The sequence below is a fragment of the Rhizobium sp. rho-13.1 genome (genome assembly GCF_007000305.1).
In the GTDB taxonomy this organism is placed as follows: Bacteria; Pseudomonadota; Alphaproteobacteria; order Rhizobiales; family Rhizobiaceae; genus Rhizobium; species Rhizobium rhododendri.
In genome coordinates, this window is record NZ_SCFL01000009.1 from 22,911 (window position 1) to 38,930 (window position 16,020).

Annotated in this window: 13 protein-coding genes and 1 pseudogene; 4 read left to right on the forward strand and 10 right to left on the reverse strand. The window is 56.0% G+C overall.

The features are described from left to right. Positions 1 to 241 precede the first annotated feature (241 nt). Positions 242 to 2,539 carry an EAL domain-containing protein gene (locus EQW76_RS19370; protein ID WP_143123074.1) on the reverse strand — a complete coding sequence of 766 codons (2,298 nt, stop codon included), beginning with the start codon at positions 2,537 to 2,539 and terminating at the stop codon, positions 242 to 244. A 173-nt stretch (positions 2,540 to 2,712) separates the two neighbouring features. Here EQW76_RS19370 and EQW76_RS19375 point away from each other — a divergent pair, with 173 nt between their 5' ends. The 3 genes and pseudogenes from EQW76_RS19375 to EQW76_RS30250 all read left to right on the forward strand — a co-directional run. Then, positions 2,713 to 3,510, forward strand: coding sequence for a transporter substrate-binding domain-containing protein (locus EQW76_RS19375; RefSeq protein ID WP_142831727.1), 798 nt, complete (start codon positions 2,713 to 2,715; stop codon positions 3,508 to 3,510). 316 nt (positions 3,511 to 3,826) lie between these two features. Continuing rightward, positions 3,827 to 4,081 (forward strand): plasmid stabilization protein, encoded by a 255-nt coding sequence (locus EQW76_RS29840; protein WP_142831726.1) that lies wholly within the window; start codon positions 3,827 to 3,829, stop codon positions 4,079 to 4,081. Next, positions 4,078 to 4,408: pseudogene (locus EQW76_RS30250) on the forward strand (PIN domain-containing protein); the annotation flags it as partial. The gene EQW76_RS29840 and the pseudogene EQW76_RS30250, both read left to right, overlap by 4 nt. Here EQW76_RS30250 and EQW76_RS29845 read toward each other — a convergent pair. From EQW76_RS29845 to EQW76_RS19435, 9 genes are all read right to left on the reverse strand, one after another. After that, positions 4,330 to 4,617 carry a hypothetical protein gene (locus EQW76_RS29845; RefSeq protein ID WP_244615511.1) on the reverse strand — a complete coding sequence of 96 codons (288 nt, stop codon included), beginning with the start codon at positions 4,615 to 4,617 and terminating at the stop codon, positions 4,330 to 4,332. The pseudogene EQW76_RS30250 and the gene EQW76_RS29845 overlap by 79 nt on opposite strands. Before the next feature lie 96 nt (positions 4,618 to 4,713). Further along, a complete protein-coding gene (locus tag EQW76_RS19395) occupies positions 4,714 to 5,769 on the reverse strand; it encodes a sn-glycerol-3-phosphate import ATP-binding protein UgpC (RefSeq protein ID WP_142831724.1) in 1,056 nt (351 codons plus the stop codon). Further along, entirely contained in the window at positions 5,769 to 6,617 is an 849-nt protein-coding gene (gene ugpE / locus EQW76_RS19400; RefSeq protein WP_142831723.1) for a sn-glycerol-3-phosphate ABC transporter permease UgpE, read from the reverse strand. Before ugpE ends, EQW76_RS19395 begins: the two co-directional genes overlap by 1 nt. A gap of 9 nt (positions 6,618 to 6,626) precedes the next feature. Further along, positions 6,627 to 7,508, reverse strand: a complete 882-nt coding sequence (ugpA, locus tag EQW76_RS19405) for a sn-glycerol-3-phosphate ABC transporter permease UgpA (RefSeq protein ID WP_142831745.1) — start codon at positions 7,506 to 7,508, stop codon at positions 6,627 to 6,629. Between the two features lie 63 nt (positions 7,509 to 7,571). Continuing rightward, positions 7,572 to 8,864 carry a sn-glycerol-3-phosphate ABC transporter substrate-binding protein UgpB gene (gene ugpB / locus EQW76_RS19410; protein ID WP_244615513.1) on the reverse strand — a complete coding sequence of 431 codons (1,293 nt, stop codon included), beginning with the start codon at positions 8,862 to 8,864 and terminating at the stop codon, positions 7,572 to 7,574. Between the two features lie 550 nt (positions 8,865 to 9,414). Then, complete coding sequence (locus EQW76_RS19420) at positions 9,415 to 10,215, reverse strand: inositol monophosphatase family protein (protein ID WP_142831720.1); 801 nt, start codon at positions 10,213 to 10,215, stop codon at positions 9,415 to 9,417. A gap of 49 nt (positions 10,216 to 10,264) precedes the next feature. Beyond that, positions 10,265 to 11,329 (reverse strand): ABC transporter ATP-binding protein, encoded by a 1,065-nt coding sequence (locus EQW76_RS19425; protein WP_142831719.1) that lies wholly within the window; start codon positions 11,327 to 11,329, stop codon positions 10,265 to 10,267. Further along, positions 11,326 to 13,560 (reverse strand): iron ABC transporter permease, encoded by a 2,235-nt coding sequence (locus EQW76_RS19430; protein ID WP_142831718.1) that lies wholly within the window; start codon positions 13,558 to 13,560, stop codon positions 11,326 to 11,328. Before EQW76_RS19430 ends, EQW76_RS19425 begins: the two co-directional genes overlap by 4 nt. A gap of 70 nt (positions 13,561 to 13,630) precedes the next feature. Further along, positions 13,631 to 14,659 (reverse strand): ABC transporter substrate-binding protein, encoded by a 1,029-nt coding sequence (locus tag EQW76_RS19435; protein WP_142831717.1) that lies wholly within the window; start codon positions 14,657 to 14,659, stop codon positions 13,631 to 13,633. A gap of 186 nt (positions 14,660 to 14,845) precedes the next feature. Here EQW76_RS19435 and EQW76_RS19440 point away from each other — a divergent pair, with 186 nt between their 5' ends. Then, positions 14,846 to 15,853 carry a LacI family DNA-binding transcriptional regulator gene (locus EQW76_RS19440; protein WP_142831744.1) on the forward strand — a complete coding sequence of 336 codons (1,008 nt, stop codon included), beginning with the start codon at positions 14,846 to 14,848 and terminating at the stop codon, positions 15,851 to 15,853. Positions 15,854 to 16,020 lie beyond the last annotated feature (167 nt).

A 16,020-nucleotide genomic window follows, 5' to 3' on the forward strand; every position in this document is an offset into this window, starting at 1 on the left:
ACGAGGTGCCCTTGATTCACGAGTGTTTTGAGGTGATCTTTGATGGTGTGACGGCTCGCATCGGTGATCCGTGCAGCCTCCACCGTCCTGATCGAAAGCGCGTTTCTCCTCAAGGCAATCCTCGGTGTCGACACCTTCCTTGTTTGCCGAGGCAGCTGAGTCATCCGGAGCGCCATATGACGTGCGACCTGTAGGGCGCATCTCGGAACAACGGGGCGTGCTTCATCAGAATCGGCACTCATCAGCCGAGGGGAGCAGCAACCTTATGTATGGGATGTATTATCCGTGATCTAAAGTCACTCAAGGGCTCAGGTCTAGAAAACAAAAAACCTTGCAAATCGGTGCAGCCCACTGCGATCAAGAAGTCACGTTGACCCTGAGTTTCGACACCTTCCGCTGTAGTCTCCTTGCCCAATGTACGGCTCAGGCCGACGATCGCGGATATGATAGCCGCACCCTCGGCGCGCGTGCCGAGTAGCCTGACAAAAGATCTATCGATTTTAATTCTGTCGATGTTAAATTGAATGACGTGGCTGAGTGACGAGAACCCTGTGCCGAAATCGTCGAGGGCGATACGAACACCGTGAGCCCGTAGCCGTGTTAGCGCGGCCAAAGCGTTCTCGTTGATGTTGAACAGTGTTGCTTCTGTCAACTCTAGTTCCAGCCGGGATGGAGATAACCCTGTCACCGCGAGTATTTCAAGCACATGACGATCAAATTCGGGATGCCGCATTTGCGAAGGCGAAACGTTGACTGCGATAGATATCTCTGTTGGCCAGTTTGATGCAGCTTCAGCCGCCTCTCTCAAGACCCATGCGCCGAGCTGATTGATAATACCGGCTTCCTCAGCAATCGAAATGAATTTATCAGGCGTTAGCAGCCCATGCGTCGGGTGGTTCCACCGGACGAGCGCCTCGGCGCTTGAAAGCTCGCAAATTTGGTCGGAACGATACACTCCCTGAAAATAAACCTCCAGATTGCCCTTATCGATGTCTGGCCGGCCGCTTTCCACGGAGGCAGACGAACTGCCTTCCAGGACGAGACGCAGATCCCTTTTGAGAGCCTCCCGTGCCTCGACTATGCTGTCCATTGAATGATCATAGGCAACAGCTCTGCCTCGACCGGCCGTCTTCGCCTGGTAAAGCGCAACGTCTGCGCGGCGAAGGAACTCATCGAGCGTCTGTCTGTCATCATCGAATGTCGTGACGCCAATCGAGCCTCCTACGCGAACAACGATGTCGCCGCCGCGAAGCTGAAAGGGATCACTCAAGGCCCTGATGATTTTTTCACAAAAGACGATCTGATGATCAGCATCTCCTCCACGCTTAGGCATTAGCAACGCAAACTCGTCTCTGCCAACACGGGCGAGGGTGTCACTCGAAGTTATCAGGTTGGAAATCCTTGCGACGACCGCAAGCAGAAGTTCGTCACCGGTGGCATGTCCGTATGTATCATTTACTTGTTTGAATCTGTCCAAATCGATGAGTGCGATAACAGCGGTGCTACGATCGGCCTTCATCGAGGCAAGACACGCCTCAAAGCGAGAGGTGAACAAAGCTCGATTGGGAAGTCCGGTCAACACGTCGTGAAGCGAGAGATGTTTTGCATGGTGCTCGCTAGCACTCAACTCATTCAGGCTTCCGCGCAAGCGCCCCATCAATGCAAAAAACGAACCTGCGATAATCAATCCCGCAATGGAGAGTACAGGGATCAGGCGTCCTAGAACTCTTGAACCTGGCAAGTCGGGCTTCCAAATGATGAAGCCTATAGGTTCACCTGTTGCCGTCGCATCTATTTCAAAAGCAACTTCAGTGGAATCCTGATCCGCACTACGCGCGTACCGGGCGCCGGCCAAGCCTTGTTCGCGACTGAGGGTGTCGAGCGTAACGCCATCGAGGAAACGAACGACCAAGAGATATAAATGTTCTCCTTCTTCATCCCTGGCGGTCGTCGAACTTACTACAGGGATCACGCCCACGACAGAAGGGCGGCCCTCAAGTCGCATCAAACCAACGCGTCCAGAGGCAGTTAGCGGATCATGTTGCACCAACCGTTTTTCCAGATCGACGACAAGCGGTTGGAGCAGCGGCCTGACCCACTTGAAACGGCGCGTTGCTTCTGGGTCCGAGGTGAGGGCAAGCTCTCCCTTGGCGGTAGTTAGAAAAGCGGCATTGAAACCAAAGGCTGTCGTAGCAATCCTTCCGAAGGTTTCTGCAGATGCGGGTTTACGGCCTTCGCTTGGAAGACCAGTATCGCCCTTCGCTAAAACCGTATCGCCAATCAAAAAGGAAGCGTAGCCAGCGCCTATCAGTTGCATTTCTTGAGAGACACGCGTCACCTGATCACTCAAACGGCCAGTGACAAGTTGCCGCTGACGATCAAGGGCTGCAGCATCGCTTTCCGAACCGGCCCAAACGGCAGCCAAGAATACTAGCGCAAGGATCCCGAGCGCGCTAACAGCGAGCAGAATCAATATCGATCCAGATGATGTTCGCGTCACTCTATAAGTAAATAGATTTTGGATCGAATTGCCAAGCACGCGACTTCCCCCAGTCGACTGGACATTGACTTGTATTGATTACGAATTGCTTTTCAAGTCATGCTGAAATTAGCATACAGGCGAAAAAGCTCCTTAATAGTTGCATGATATGTATGACCAAAGCGATGTCAGGTCTTTGGCAACACTGCCGAGCGCATCAGCATTGGTGAGACATGAATTTTATAAAAATCTTACTGGGATTTGTGTGTCTGACGTCGCTCGGATGTCTATTCGCCGCGGGCGTTGGCCTCGCTGGAGAAACTTCAGATTCCAAAAGCATCAGGATCGCCGTTGAGGGGGCGTTTCCGCCGTTCAACTATGTCGATTCCAACAATCAACTCCAAGGTTTCGATGTCGATATTGGAAAAGCGCTTTGCAAGGTTGCGGAGTTGAAGTGTGAGTTTGTTGTGCAAGAATGGACAACCATGATCCCTGATTTGCTAGCGGATCGCTTTGACGCAATTGTCTCGTCCATGTCGATGAGCGCGGAAAGACGAAAAAGCGTTGCATTCACCCAGAAGTACTATGACAGCCCATCGGTATTCATCGTTAGAAAAGGGAGCAATATTGCGGGTACAGGCATGGAGGACTTAAAGAAGCTCCGGCTAGGCGTGACGGCAGCCACTTCACAAGAAGCTTATGCGAGACGGTTTTACGCGGGTGTGTCTACTACTGAGTTTCATGCATCGCCAGACCTTTATAAAGCGCTTGTCGATGGAAGTGTGGATATAATTATTGAGGATAAACTGGCAATCTACGATTGGCTGGCAAACACAAAAGCAGGTAGTTGCTGCGAGTATAAAGGATCCGATATAAAGAATACGGAGTATTTTGGCGATGGCGCGGGGATTGCGGTGCGCCCTTCCGACACGGAACTGCTGAAAAAATTGAATTCTGCGATTGAGGTAATCGAAGCGGACGATACGTACGATACTATTAATGCCAAATACTTCCCGTTCAGCATACGCTAACGCTACCTGAAGAAATCTTACTAGGATGCCGACGCTTTTTGGAAGTTGACATTGACACGGAGACAAAGCCACAAAATAGTAGTTCGCCTATCACAACATGCATTTAGCTCGTTAGCGCGTGAAGCTGGACCTGAGTTCAATAAATTAGTGTTGCGCTATACAAAGACACACAGGTCCTTTGCTGGTCACCGAGACGAGCCCCTTATAGACGTAAATCTTCGACAAGTGGGGTTTTCGCCCTCGTAAATCTACTTGAAAGATGGCATCATTCTGACTGTGTTGATATCAACGCCATCGTTTTTGAAAGGTGATGTCAATGCCTGCTGTCACTAGTCGAAATCTGTCTGACGAAACGCATCATGCCCTACGGGTGCGGGCGGCTCATCATGGCCGAAGCACTGAAGCCGAGATCCGTGCTATCATAGAGGCCGCCGTACGTCCCTCTGAGCGCCTTAAACTTGGTTCTCTCCTAGCTGCGATTGGTCGTGATACCGGGCTTGCTAATGGCGATGTTGAGGCACTGCAGAAAAGTCGCGATAACGGACCTGCTGAACCGATGATTTTCGAATGATCTTGTTGGATACGAACGTCATTTCAGAGCCATGGAAGCCGGTTCCCGATCTGGCGGTGGTCGCATGGTTAGATGCCAAAGCTATTTAGACACTGTTTCTCTCAGCGATAACAATTGCTGAGCTACGCTTCAGATTGCTGCGATGCCCTTAGGGAAGCGGCAATCCATTCTCCGAGATCGCCTTGAAGGAGAGGTGCTGATGCACTTTCAGAGCGCATACTGGCATTCAATCTAGCGGCTTCACACCTCTATTTTGAACTCCTGGTGCGCGCTCGGGTATATGGGAAGGCTATTGTAACCGCCGTCCACGTTTTGTCAGCCAGTGCCTGATCTAGCCGTACCTGCCCGAGCGCATAGGCTCCAAGCGCGTTGCCCTTCGACTCGACCGACGTCTGGTCCCACAGAACCGCATTGAGATTGTCGTTGGCCTGTGTTGCGACCAGATCGGCGGCCGATACGAACGATGCGCCCAAAGTTCCAGGGAACAGCAGAAGCGCAGTACTTGCGGCGTAGCGGTGGATCTGTCTTTTCCTCATGCATTCCTCCTTGTGTTGAACCCTGCCATTTTTTTCGCGGCAACATCTTCGATGTCAACGCAGGTCTCGTTCGCGCTTGTCACAAATGCGGTTGCGTCAGGATAACGTCTCGCAACGCTTTCCCTGGTGGTCAAAGAAGTGAAGGGCCGTCTCCGGGGCCGCGATCACGACTTCATCGTTGATCCTGACGGCGGAACGTCCCGGTACACGGAACGTGATTGCCTGACGGTCTGGCAAGACTGCATGAACGTAGCTTTCCGCCCCGACCAGCTCGACCGCAAGGACGCGAACCTTCGCACGAAACGCTTGTTGGCCTTCAGCATCGGTCACCAAGAAATCTTCCGGCCTGATGCCAATCGTTGTGACCTGCTTGGCTGCGAGCCTATCTCCAAGACGGAAGTCCGGATTTTCCGGGACGCAGTTCAGGAGGTTCATTGATGGAGAGCCTATAAAGGTGGCAACGAAGGTCGTGGCAGGCTTCTCGTAAAGCTCGATGGGCGAACCCACCTGCTCGATCCGGCCGGCGTTGAGCACGACCAGCCGATCTGCCAACGTCATCGCTTCCATCTGGTCATGCGTGACATAGACACTCGTCGTTTTTAGCGAGAACTGCAGGCTCTTAATCTCGACACGCATCTGGACGCGCAGCTTTGCATCCAGGTTCGATAGCGGTTCGTCGAACAGGAAGGCTGCCGGCTCTCTCACGATTGCCCGGCCCATGGCAACACGTTGACGCTGGCCGCCGGATAGTTGCCGCGGCTTTCTTTCGAGAAAAGTCTCAATCTCCAGCGATGATGCGGCCTTTTGGATGCGGCTATCGATTTCGGCCTTGGGCATATTGCGGTTCTTTAACCCATAGGCGAGGTTCTGGCGCACCGTCATATGCGGATAGAGCGCGTAGTTCTGGAAGACCATGGCGATGTCGCGCTCGGAGGGCTCGAGTTCGTTGACGACACGGCCGCCGATAGAGATCTCGCCTGAGGATATGCTCTCCAGGCCGGCAATCATTCGCAGCAGCGTCGATTTCCCGCAGCCCGACGGGCCGACCAGAACAACGAATTCGCCGTCCCCGATCTCCAGCGAAACGCCGGAGATGGCCTCGATAGTCTTGCCATAGGTCTTGCGGACATTCTTGAGGGTGATTGCAGCCATTACTTCTCAGTCTCCACGAGCCCTTTGACGAACCAGCGCTGCATCAGCACCACGACGAGTATGGGGGGAATGATTGCCAGAATCGCTGTCACCATGACGAGGTTCCACGGTGTCGATGCGTCGGTGAAATCGACCATCTTTCGCAGTCCGATGATGATCGTGGTCATCTGGGCGTCGTTTGTGACCAGGAGCGGCCAGAGATACTGCGTCCAGCCATAGATGAACAGGATGACGAAGAGGGCTGCGATGTTGGTGCTCGATAGCGGAAGCAGAATATCCCGCATGAAGCGGAACGGCCCGGCATTGTCGATCCGCGCGGCCTCGAGCAGTTCGCCGGGGATCGTGAGGAAGAACTGACGAAACAGGAAGGTCGCAGTGGCCGACGCCATCAACGGCAAGGTAAGGCCGGCATAGCTATCGATCATTCCGAGATCGACGACCACTTTGTAGGTCGGCAGGATGCGGACCTCGACCGGCAACATCAACGTGATGAAGATCATCCAGAAAAACACCATGCGAAGCGGGAAGCGAAAGAACACGATGGCGTAGGCTGACAGGAATGAGATGACGATCTTACCTGCGGCAATCACGACCGAGACGACGATAGTGTTCCAGAGCATTCGCTCCAGGCTGACGCCAACCACTTTCTCGACGCCGCCCGAAAGAGCGTCGCCATAGTTCTCCAGGAAGTGACTGCCGGGCAGCAGCGATATCGGAGGTTTCAAGATTTCCGCAGAGGTCATCGTTGATGCGACGAAGGTGTAATAGATCGGAAAGGCGACAATGATAATGCCAAGGATCAGCATCAGGTGCCCGACAAGATTGGCGATGGGACGTTTTTCGATCATAAGCGAATCTCACGCATAGTGCACCCGCCGTTCGACGAAGCGGAACTGGAAAGCTGTCAGCCCGATTACGATTGCCATCAGGATTACCGATTGGGCAGCGGATGAGCCCAGGTTGAGATTTACGAAGCCATCATTGTAGACCTTATAGACCAAGGTCTCGGTCGCCTTGGCCGGGCCACCCTTAGTGACGGAATCGATGATGCCGAAGGTGTCGAAGAACGCGTAGACAGTGTTGACGACCAGCAGGAAGAAGGTCGTCGGGGCCAGCAACGGGAACACGATAGTCCAGAAGCGTCGGGCGCCACGAGAGCCGTCGATGGCCGCGGCCTCAAGCAAGGATTTGGGAATGGCCTGCAAGCCCGCGACAAAGAACAGGAAGTTGTAGCTAATTTGTTTCCAGGCCGCGGCAACGACGACAAGCGAAATCGCCTGGTCGCCTTTTAGCAACGGATCCCAGGCAAACCCATTGCGACGAAGCAGGTATGCGAACGTACCCATGGCGGGATTGAACATGAAAAGCCAGAGCATGCCGGCGACGGCTGGCGCCACGGCATAGGGCCAGATCAGCAGTGTCCGGTAGAGGGTCTTGCCTCGCACCACCTTGTCGGCTGCTGTCGCCAATGCAAGGGCTGCGATCATGGAGAGTACCGCAGTCGCCACGCTGAAGACGACTGTCACCTGTAGCGAATGGAGGTAGCTCGGATCGCCGAGGACCTGCCGGAAGTTCGCCAGACCGACGAATCCACTCTTCATGCCGAACGGATCTTCACGCTGGAGTGACTGGTAGAGTGCCTGGCTGGCCGGCCAGAAGAAGAACACCACTGTCAGGATGATCTGCGGCGCGACCAGGAGGTAGGGCAGGATCTTGTTTGGAAAGACGACGTTTTGCACGGCGATCTCCTCGAAGGGGAGGGCGGTCCGCGAACAGGGCGCGCGGACCATGGCTTCTTGCATTCAGTTACCGTTCGCCTGTGCGATCGCTGCGTTGCCTCGTTCCACGGCCTTGTCGAGGGCCGTCTTTGCGTCCTGCTTGCCGGCAAGCATCGCCTCGAATTCCTCATTCATGATGTCGCGGACCTGTGGCAGATTGACGAGGCGGACACCCTTGGAGTTTGCCGTCGGCGGTTTGCCCATCATCTGCAGGATCGGCGTCTCCATGCCGGGGTTCTTCTGGTAGAAGCCGGACTTCTTCGTTTCCTCATAGGCGGCCATCGTCACCGGCAGGTAGCCGGAGACCTGGTGCAGACGGGCCTGGATCTTGGTCTGCGACAGGAAGTGGAAAAACTCACCGATGCCTTTGTATTCCTGATCGGTCTTGCCGGTGAGGACCCAGAGGCTCGCACCGCCGGGAATGGTGTTTTGCGGACGACCATCTCCCTCGTCATAGGGAAGCTGGCCAATGCCATAGGCAATGCCGGCCTTGACGATATCACCAAGGCCGCCAGAAGACTCCGTCAGGATCCCGCATTCGCCAGATGTAAAGAGTTGCTTGGCCTCTGATGTGCGGCCGCCATAACGGAACGTTCCATCCTTCGCCAAATCGGCGATTGCCTGGAAATGTTGGACAAACGGTGCCGAGTTGAACTCCAGCTTGACGTCCGTGCCGCCAAGACCATTTTCATTCGTGCTATAGGGCACGTTGTTCCAGGCGGCATAATTTTCCGTCTGAATCCAGGTGAGCCAGGTCGAGGTCAGCCCGCAATTTGCGGCGCCACTCGACTTGATCTTCTTTGCAGCGTCGAACACCTGTGCCCATGTCTTTGGCGGGATCGCCGCATCCAGGCCGGCTTTCTTGAAGATGTCCTTGTTGTAGTAGAGGATTGGCGAGGAGGAATTGTACGGGAAGGACAGCATGGTACCGTCCGGCTTCGAGTAATAGGAGACGATCCCCGGCAGGTAGTCTGCCTTGTTGAACTCGTAGCCTGCCTTCTTCAGAACGTCGGCCGCCGGCATGATCGCTCCTTCGGCTCCCATCATGACGCCGCTACCCGCATCGAAGACCTGCAGGATTGCCGGCGATTGCTTGGCGCGGAATGCTGCGATACCTGCGTTCAACGTTTCCGGATAGGTGCCCTTGAAGACAGGGACCACCTTGAAATCCTTTTGGCTCTCGTTGAATTCTTTGGCGAGATTGTCGACCACTTCGTTGTTGGCGCCCGACATAGCATGCCACCATTGAAGCTCTGTCGCTGCAAACGTGTGCGGGGCGCCTGCTATCGAAGCCATTGCCGCGATGGAGCATGTCATAATGAAACGATTGGTCATGTTTCCTCCCTGTCCTTCATCTTCAATCACATGCAACGGCGACCCTCCCAGATCACCATTGCAACTGCCGTACGCTCTCCAAAATCCCAGTGCTTCCGCTCTGGATGCAAAGGCGTTCACGGGATTTAGAGCAGCGTGGTTCTCCGTCCAGATGGAGGGAGATATTTATAAGCCAGCTATCGTTCTTGGCCAATCCCGGACACTTGCGCCGACATGCCTGGATTGCGGGATACCTCTCAGTTCATTGCGGAAATTGTCCCGCAACTCGTGAAACGAGGACAAGCCAAGCCCGACTGCCAGGCGCGATACCGCACTGGTAGGGACACCTGCAGATAAGGCGACGGTCTTGTATGACCCGAATGCCCTCCTGTCTGGATGCCCGAGCGCGCAATCGGCGAGGCGCATCAGTTGCTCCTGCAAAAGACCTGTCTTCGTCAGACAGACGAGCAGTTCGCTTCTGACTTGTGGAGGTCGCGATTGCAAGATCATCGGTATCTCCTGTACATCATGTTCCAATCAACCTAGTCCTGATTTACAAGCCAGCAATCTTTTTGAGATCATCAATCGCGCCCGGGGCTGCGGCAAGGACCTGGGAGCCCCTGGTCAGACGCTCGCCTTCTGTCGGAAAGGGGTGGTACCAGCCGCCGGCTTCCTTCACGAGGCAATAGCCCGCCAGGCAATCCCAGGCGTGCATGTAGGGCTCATAGTAACCGACGAGGCGACCTGCCGCGACGTAGGCGAGCATCAGCGCGCCGGAGCCGTTGCGGATGAAATTACCCCCCGCTTCGAGGATGCCTTCGACAATCTTGCCCACGGAGGCGGGGGTCACGTGGCTGTTGGCACCAAACCCTGTCACCGCATTCTGTATAGTGCGGCTTGCGTCGAGCGAGAGTGACTTGCCATTTAGTGTCGCACCTCTCCCGAGGCAGCCCGCGTACACTTCGTCGAAGCAGGGAGCGTAAATTACCCCGACGACAGGGATACAGTCATGAAGAAGGGCGATGGAAACGCACCAGTTTGGCATGCCGTTGACGAACGGGCTCGTCCCATCGATAGGATCGACGACCCAGGTATAACCAGAGGTTCCAGCCTGAAGGCCGTATTCCTCTCCCAACACGCCATCCGCGCCGTATGCCTCGCCGAAACGGGAACGGATTAGCTCTTCGACCTCACGATCGGCGATCGATACGACGTCCTGAAGGTCGCGCTTCGTTTCGATCACAAGCGTTTCGCGACGGTTGAAATAGTCGAACGCGAGCTTTCCAGCTTCAAGGGCAACGGTCTGGGCTAGAGTGAAGCGCCCTTCAAGGCCGGAGACGGTTTGGGAGGTCATTGCGATTTTCCTTGTGGGATACTGCACGGAATTGAAACGGCGGCATGCTTCATGCGCCGATGATGGCGATGCCCCGCTCCCGAAAGCCGATTGTCACCTCGGTCGAAGACGGAAGAGGCTTTTCGACCGCACTGTCGATAACGAACAGCGTCGACGACCGCGTCTTGACCTCATATTCGACGTGATCTCCCAGATATGCTGCATGTATGATGTGGCCGCTGAAGCTGCCGGGCGAGGCACCCGGCGAAAGCGTTATGGCGTTCGGCCTAACGGCGAGCTGGGCTGGGCCCTTTGCGGCCTTCAAGGTTGGCATCCGGTGCTGCAGACCCTCGACGTTGATCACCGCGTGGCCAGGCTCGATTGCGATCACATCACAGGGAACGACATTCGCCTCCCCCATGAAGTCGGCAATGAAGGCCGAGGCAGGTGTTTCGTAGAGATCGCGCGGTGCGCCTTGCTGGGCGATCTCGCCATCCTTCATGACGATAATCTGATCAGACACGGCCAGCGCCTCATCCTGGTCGTGGGTAACATAGACGGCCGTAAAGCCTAGACGTTGCTGCAACTCGCGAATTTCCGTCCGCACCCGTCTGCGCAGTCGCGCATCGAGATTGGAGAGCGGCTCGTCGAGGAGCAGAACCTGTGGCTCCAGAACGAGAGCGCGGGCGACAGCGACACGCTGCTGCTGGCCGCCGGAGAGTTCGGCTGGCAGCCGCTTGCCCATGCCGCCAAGCCCGACCAACTTCAAGCCCTCTTCGGCCCGCTCACGCGCTTCCTTCCTCTTCAACCCGGAAGACTCCAGACCATAGGCGACATTGTCGAGCGAAGTCATATGGGGAAACAGGGCGTAGCTCTGGAAAACCATGGAGACATCGCGCTCGTTGGCGGGCAGCATCGTCACATCCTTGCCGGCAATCAGGATGCGGCCAGAGGACGGATGCTCGAGACCCGCGAGCATCCGCAATGTCGTCGTCTTGCCGCAGCCAGAGGGGCCGAGGAGCGTCACCAGCGTCCCAGGCGCAATGGTCAACGACAGATCCGGAATGGCGGTGAAGGCGCCAAAGATCTTCCTGACACTCTGGAAAACCACGGAACCGGGTTTGATCATGCTCATGTTGGATTCTCCTGACCGATCGGCGTGGGTGCGATTACGACGGGGGCGGCGATCGCAACGCGGTTCTCGCGTCGCAGACGGCGTTCACCGACGATGAACTGGAAGCCTGTGATGACGGCGATCATCACGACGATCAGCGCCGAGGAGTAGGCGATGGCGACGCCGTATTCGCCATTTTCGACCAAGCCGACAATGAAAGCGGTGGACATGTTGTACTGGGCGCTGACGAGAAAGATCACAGCGCTGATCGATGTGATGGCGCGCACGAAGGAATAGACGAGTGCCGCCGTGATGGCAGGGCGAAGGAGGGGAAGGATAACCTTTCGGATCGTCCGGAAGCTGGTGGCGCCCAGCGTCAGGGATGCCTCATCGAGGCTCTTGTCGAGCTGGCTCATGGCGGCAACGCCGCCTCGGACGCCGACCGGCATGTTGCGGAAGACGAAGCAGGCAACAAGGATCAGCGCGGTGCCTGTCATTTCCAGTGGCGGCAGATTGAATGCCATGATGTAGCTGATGCCGATGACGGTGCCCGGAATAGCGAAGCTCATCATCAGTGCGAACTCGAAGATGTTCCGGCCGACGAACCGCTGGCGAACAATGATATAGGCGGTCAGCAGGCCGACAGCGGCCGTCAAGGGTGCGGAGATCAGAGCGATTTCCATCGTCGTCCAGAATGAGTTCCAGGCAACCCCGGACCATTCCAGCCCCCCGTCGTTGCGCAAGCCGATGGAGAACGCTTTGATGTAGTGTTCGATGGTCAGGCTGCTATCTAGCCCCCATGTTTTCACGAAGCCACCGAACAGGATCATACCGTAAACGACGAGCGTGAATGCAATCCACGGAATAACCATGGCGTGGACGGCGATCGACAGGCCTTTCGGCAGGGCAATGTGCGCACCCGAATCACCCTTGCCGGTCACGGTGGCAAAGCTCTTGCCGGAAAGCCAGAAGCGCTGCGTGATGAAGGCTGTCATCGTGAACACCAGAAGGATCATCGCAAGCACGGCTGCTCTTGACGGATCGTTCTGCGAGCCGACCACAGCGAAGAAGATTTCCGTGGACAGCACGCCGTGGCTCCCGCCTAGCACCATTGGATTGCCGAAATCCGCCATGCTTTCGATGAATCCGATCAGGAATGCATTTGCCAGACCCGGCGTCATCAGCGGCAGCGACACCCGCCAGAATGTCCGCCAGCGATTGGCGCGCAATGTTTGCGAGGCCTCTTCCATCGAAGGACTTACACCTTCGACGACACCAATCAGCACCAGAAACGAAATCGGGGTAAAGGATAGCACCTGAGCAATCCAGATCCCTGTCAGGCCATAGAGCCAACGGCTGGGTTCCGCTCCGGTCAAGCTGCCCACCCATTCAGTGACGACACCGGAGCGTCCGAACAGCAGAATCAGCGCCAGACCGATGACGAAGGGCGGCGTGATGATCGGTAGGATGGTCAGCAGCCGCAGACCCTTTTTGAAAGGAAATCGGGTGCGGGTGGCAACAAGGGCAAAACAGAGCCCAAGCAGGGTTGCTCCCGTCGCAGTCAGGATCGCGAGGCAAAGCGTCCGCCATGCGACGCCGCAACTGTCGCCGCCGACAATGCAACTCAGGCTCCAGACCGAAGGATCCTGGATATTGGAGATGAAGCCCGTCGCGTCGAATGAGCCGTCGATAGACTGGAAGGCCCCGACGAACATGCTGCCGACCGGGTAGAATACAAAGATGGCCACAAGGAAGATCAACATGGTGATCGAGCCTATGACAAACGCATCGCCCTTCATCACACCGCGTTTCGCAAGGCCGAACGAAAAAAGCAGGACAAACACGATTGCTGTGACAATGGCGCCGGCGCCCATCGAGGGCTGCCCGTCCGACATAGGTCCAAACAGAGTTTCGCTGACGGACCAGCTCCAGCCGGAGAAGTTGATCGCAAGGCCTTGGAATATCAGATAGGCGACGCCGATTGCACCCGCCCAGGCAAGGACGAGCCCTTGACGCTCAGGCGCGCCGATGAAGCGCGATGCGCCCGCCACCAGAAGCGGAACAGCCGCAACCAGCAGCCACCAACGCCCAAATATTTCGAGAGCCGCAGGGGCTATTGCCAGATCATTCGGATAGCTGGAGAGCCAACCAAAACTGTAGAAGCCGCCCTCGATCCGGTACCAGGGCAACACGATCATGGCCAAAAGTCCGACAATGAAGGCGACATCCTGCCTGCGACTGGCTTGTGTCATGTCTATTTATCTCCGCTCAAGTTTTGTGAAGGCTGCCAAAGATCAGTTCGGCAGCCAACGGCACTGGGGCTCAGTTAGCCTTGGCGCCGATCTCCTTGTTCCAGCGGGAGAGCAAGGCCTTGCGGACAGTCGGATCGCCATATTTGGCGAAGTCGTAATCAATAAGCTTGATGTCGTCGAACTTCGGCGCTTCCTTCGGCACCTCGGCAAACTTGTTGGACGGAAGCTGATAGGACTTGCCGTCCTTCATGTGCGATTGCGCTTCTGCCGACAGAGCCCAGTCATACCATTTCTCGGCATTTTCCAGGTTCCTCGCGCCCTTTACGATCGACATCGAGCCGATTTCGTAACCCGTGCCCTCGCAGGGCGCGACTGTCTTGATTGGGAAGCCCTCGACCGTCTGGGCTACAGCATCGTGCATGAATACGATTCCGATCGTCGCTTCACCGCGCGCGGCGGACTTGACGGGCGCAGAGCCGGATTTCGTGTACTGGGAAATGTTTGCGTTCAGCTTGGTGAGATACTCGAAGGCCTTATCCTCACCCATGATTTGCACGAGCGTGGCAAGGCTGTTGTACGATGTCCCCGACGAGTTTGGATTGGCGATCTGGATTTCACCCTTGTAGGAGGGGTCGAGAAGATCAGCCCAACATTTCGGTTCCTTAAAGCCTTTCTTCTTCAAGAGCTCCGTATTGTAGCCCCAGCCAAGTGCGCCGGCGTAGACGCCGACCGTACGGAACTTGGAGGTTTCGGCCTGCTTTTTGGCCCAATCCTGAAGTTGATCGAACAATGGTGATTTGTATTCCTGCGTCAAACCTTCGGCGGCGGCCTGAAGATGCGGATCGCCTGTCCCCGCCCACCAGATGTCGGTCTTCGGATTGCGGGCTTCGGCGCGGATTTTCGCGTAGGTCTCGCCTGCGGAGAGGCGAACCATGTTCACCTTGATGTCCGACTGCTTCTCGAACAGGCTCTTCATAACGTCGCAAACCTCGGGGTCTGCCGAGCAGATCATGTTGAGGTCGCCTGCCGCATGGGCCGAATAGGCGCAAAGGGACACACCCGTGGCAAGCAATGCCGCGGCCAATTTGATGGATCGCATAGTTTCCTCCGTTAATACGACGCCTCCACGCCGTTCGCTGTTTGCAAGCGTGTGCAAATGCTGCCTGCGAATACTAAGCCTGTCAACATGTTTGTCATAAAAATAACATTAAAGTCGACAGCATGCTTCTTGCACGGCTTTGCAAAAAGGTGCATGAATCTGTGCAAAACACAGGGAGCTAGGTGCGTGTCTCAAAAACTCTTCGTCAGTGCGGACGAGGTCGCCAAGCGGGCAGGGGTGTCGCGCTCGGCCGTGTCGAGGGCGTTTACACCTGGCGCGTCCGTGTCGGCATCGACGCGTCAAAAGGTGGTCCAGGCTGCCGAAGAACTTGGCTATCATGTCAATCATCTTGCCCGTGGCCTGATGCGCAACGAAAGTGGGATTGTTTGCCTCATCGTTTCTGATGTCGCCACACCCTATCGGTCGGCGCTTTTGCGGGAGCTGACGCAGCAGCTCCAGTTGGCAGGCAAGGTCGCCATGCTTGTCAATACGGATCGATCGGACGGCAGCGTTGATCGCGCCCTGCAACAGGCCATCCGATATCGAGCCGATGCATCGATCATCATGTCCGGTCTACCCGACAAGTCGATCGCCCAGCTCTGTTTGCGCAGCGGCCAAAGGCTTGTGCTGATCAATCGCGACGACGACCAGCCGGGCCCCTTGCGGATCAATCTAGATGATACCGAAGCGGCGCAAAGGGTCGTAACCGCATTCGTGCGGGCCGGATGCCGACGGCTTGCATTTGCCAATTCCGACGCGGGCACGCCAAGTCTGATGGCGCGTGAGACGGGTTTCGTTGCCGCAGCGAAGGCGCAGGGACTGGATGTCACCGTCGAGCGTTACGGTCTCACCGGATATGAATCCGGGAAGGTGCTGGCACAACGACTGCTTACCAAAAGCGAGCGCCCTGACGCCGTGTTTTGCGCGACTGACCTGTTGGCGTGCGGGTTTATGGATGCTGCCCGTCATCAGTTTTCGATTTCGGTTCCTGAGAGCCTCAGCATTGTTGGCTTCGACGATATCGAACAAGCGTCATGGTCTTCCTACGAGCTGACCACCTTCGCGCAGCCAGTGATGGCAATTGCAAGCGAGGCCGTCCAATGGCTGTCGGCGGAGCCGTCAGGCGACCCCGATCAGACATCAAAACGACTGCATGCCGAATTCGTGTGGAGAGGATCCGTCCGAGCGGGGTAGTCGTTCAGTCGCCCCTCAAGACTGGGCGTGCAAAATGTCGATCGCGGTCAACTATCTGTCTAAACGAGAGAAATTGGGATATATGACGTTTGTGACAATGGCGCTTGCTTTATCGAGGCAGGTTGGAAACCATAGTCGGCTAACAGAAAGCCGATCGGGAAAGCCTT

Coding starts and splice junctions, on each gene's coding strand:
- EQW76_RS19430 (WP_142831718.1), bottom strand. CDS start 13,560: ATGACACAAGCCAGTCGCAGGCAGGATGTCGCCTTCATTGTCGGACTT.
- EQW76_RS19435 (WP_142831717.1), bottom strand. CDS start 14,659: ATGCGATCCATCAAATTGGCCGCGGCATTGCTTGCCACGGGTGTGTCC.
- ugpB (WP_244615513.1), bottom strand. CDS start 8,864: ATGACATGCTCCATCGCGGCAATGGCTTCGATAGCAGGCGCCCCGCAC.
- ugpE (WP_142831723.1), bottom strand. CDS start 6,617: ATGATCGAAAAACGTCCCATCGCCAATCTTGTCGGGCACCTGATGCTG.
- EQW76_RS29840 (WP_142831726.1), top strand. CDS start 3,827: ATGCCTGCTGTCACTAGTCGAAATCTGTCTGACGAAACGCATCATGCC.
- EQW76_RS19395 (WP_142831724.1), bottom strand. CDS start 5,769: ATGGCTGCAATCACCCTCAAGAATGTCCGCAAGACCTATGGCAAGACT.
- EQW76_RS19375 (WP_142831727.1), top strand. CDS start 2,713: ATGAATTTTATAAAAATCTTACTGGGATTTGTGTGTCTGACGTCGCTC.
- EQW76_RS19420 (WP_142831720.1), bottom strand. CDS start 10,215: ATGACCTCCCAAACCGTCTCCGGCCTTGAAGGGCGCTTCACTCTAGCC.
- EQW76_RS19425 (WP_142831719.1), bottom strand. CDS start 11,329: ATGAGCATGATCAAACCCGGTTCCGTGGTTTTCCAGAGTGTCAGGAAG.
- EQW76_RS29845 (WP_244615511.1), bottom strand. CDS start 4,617: ATGAGGAAAAGACAGATCCACCGCTACGCCGCAAGTACTGCGCTTCTG.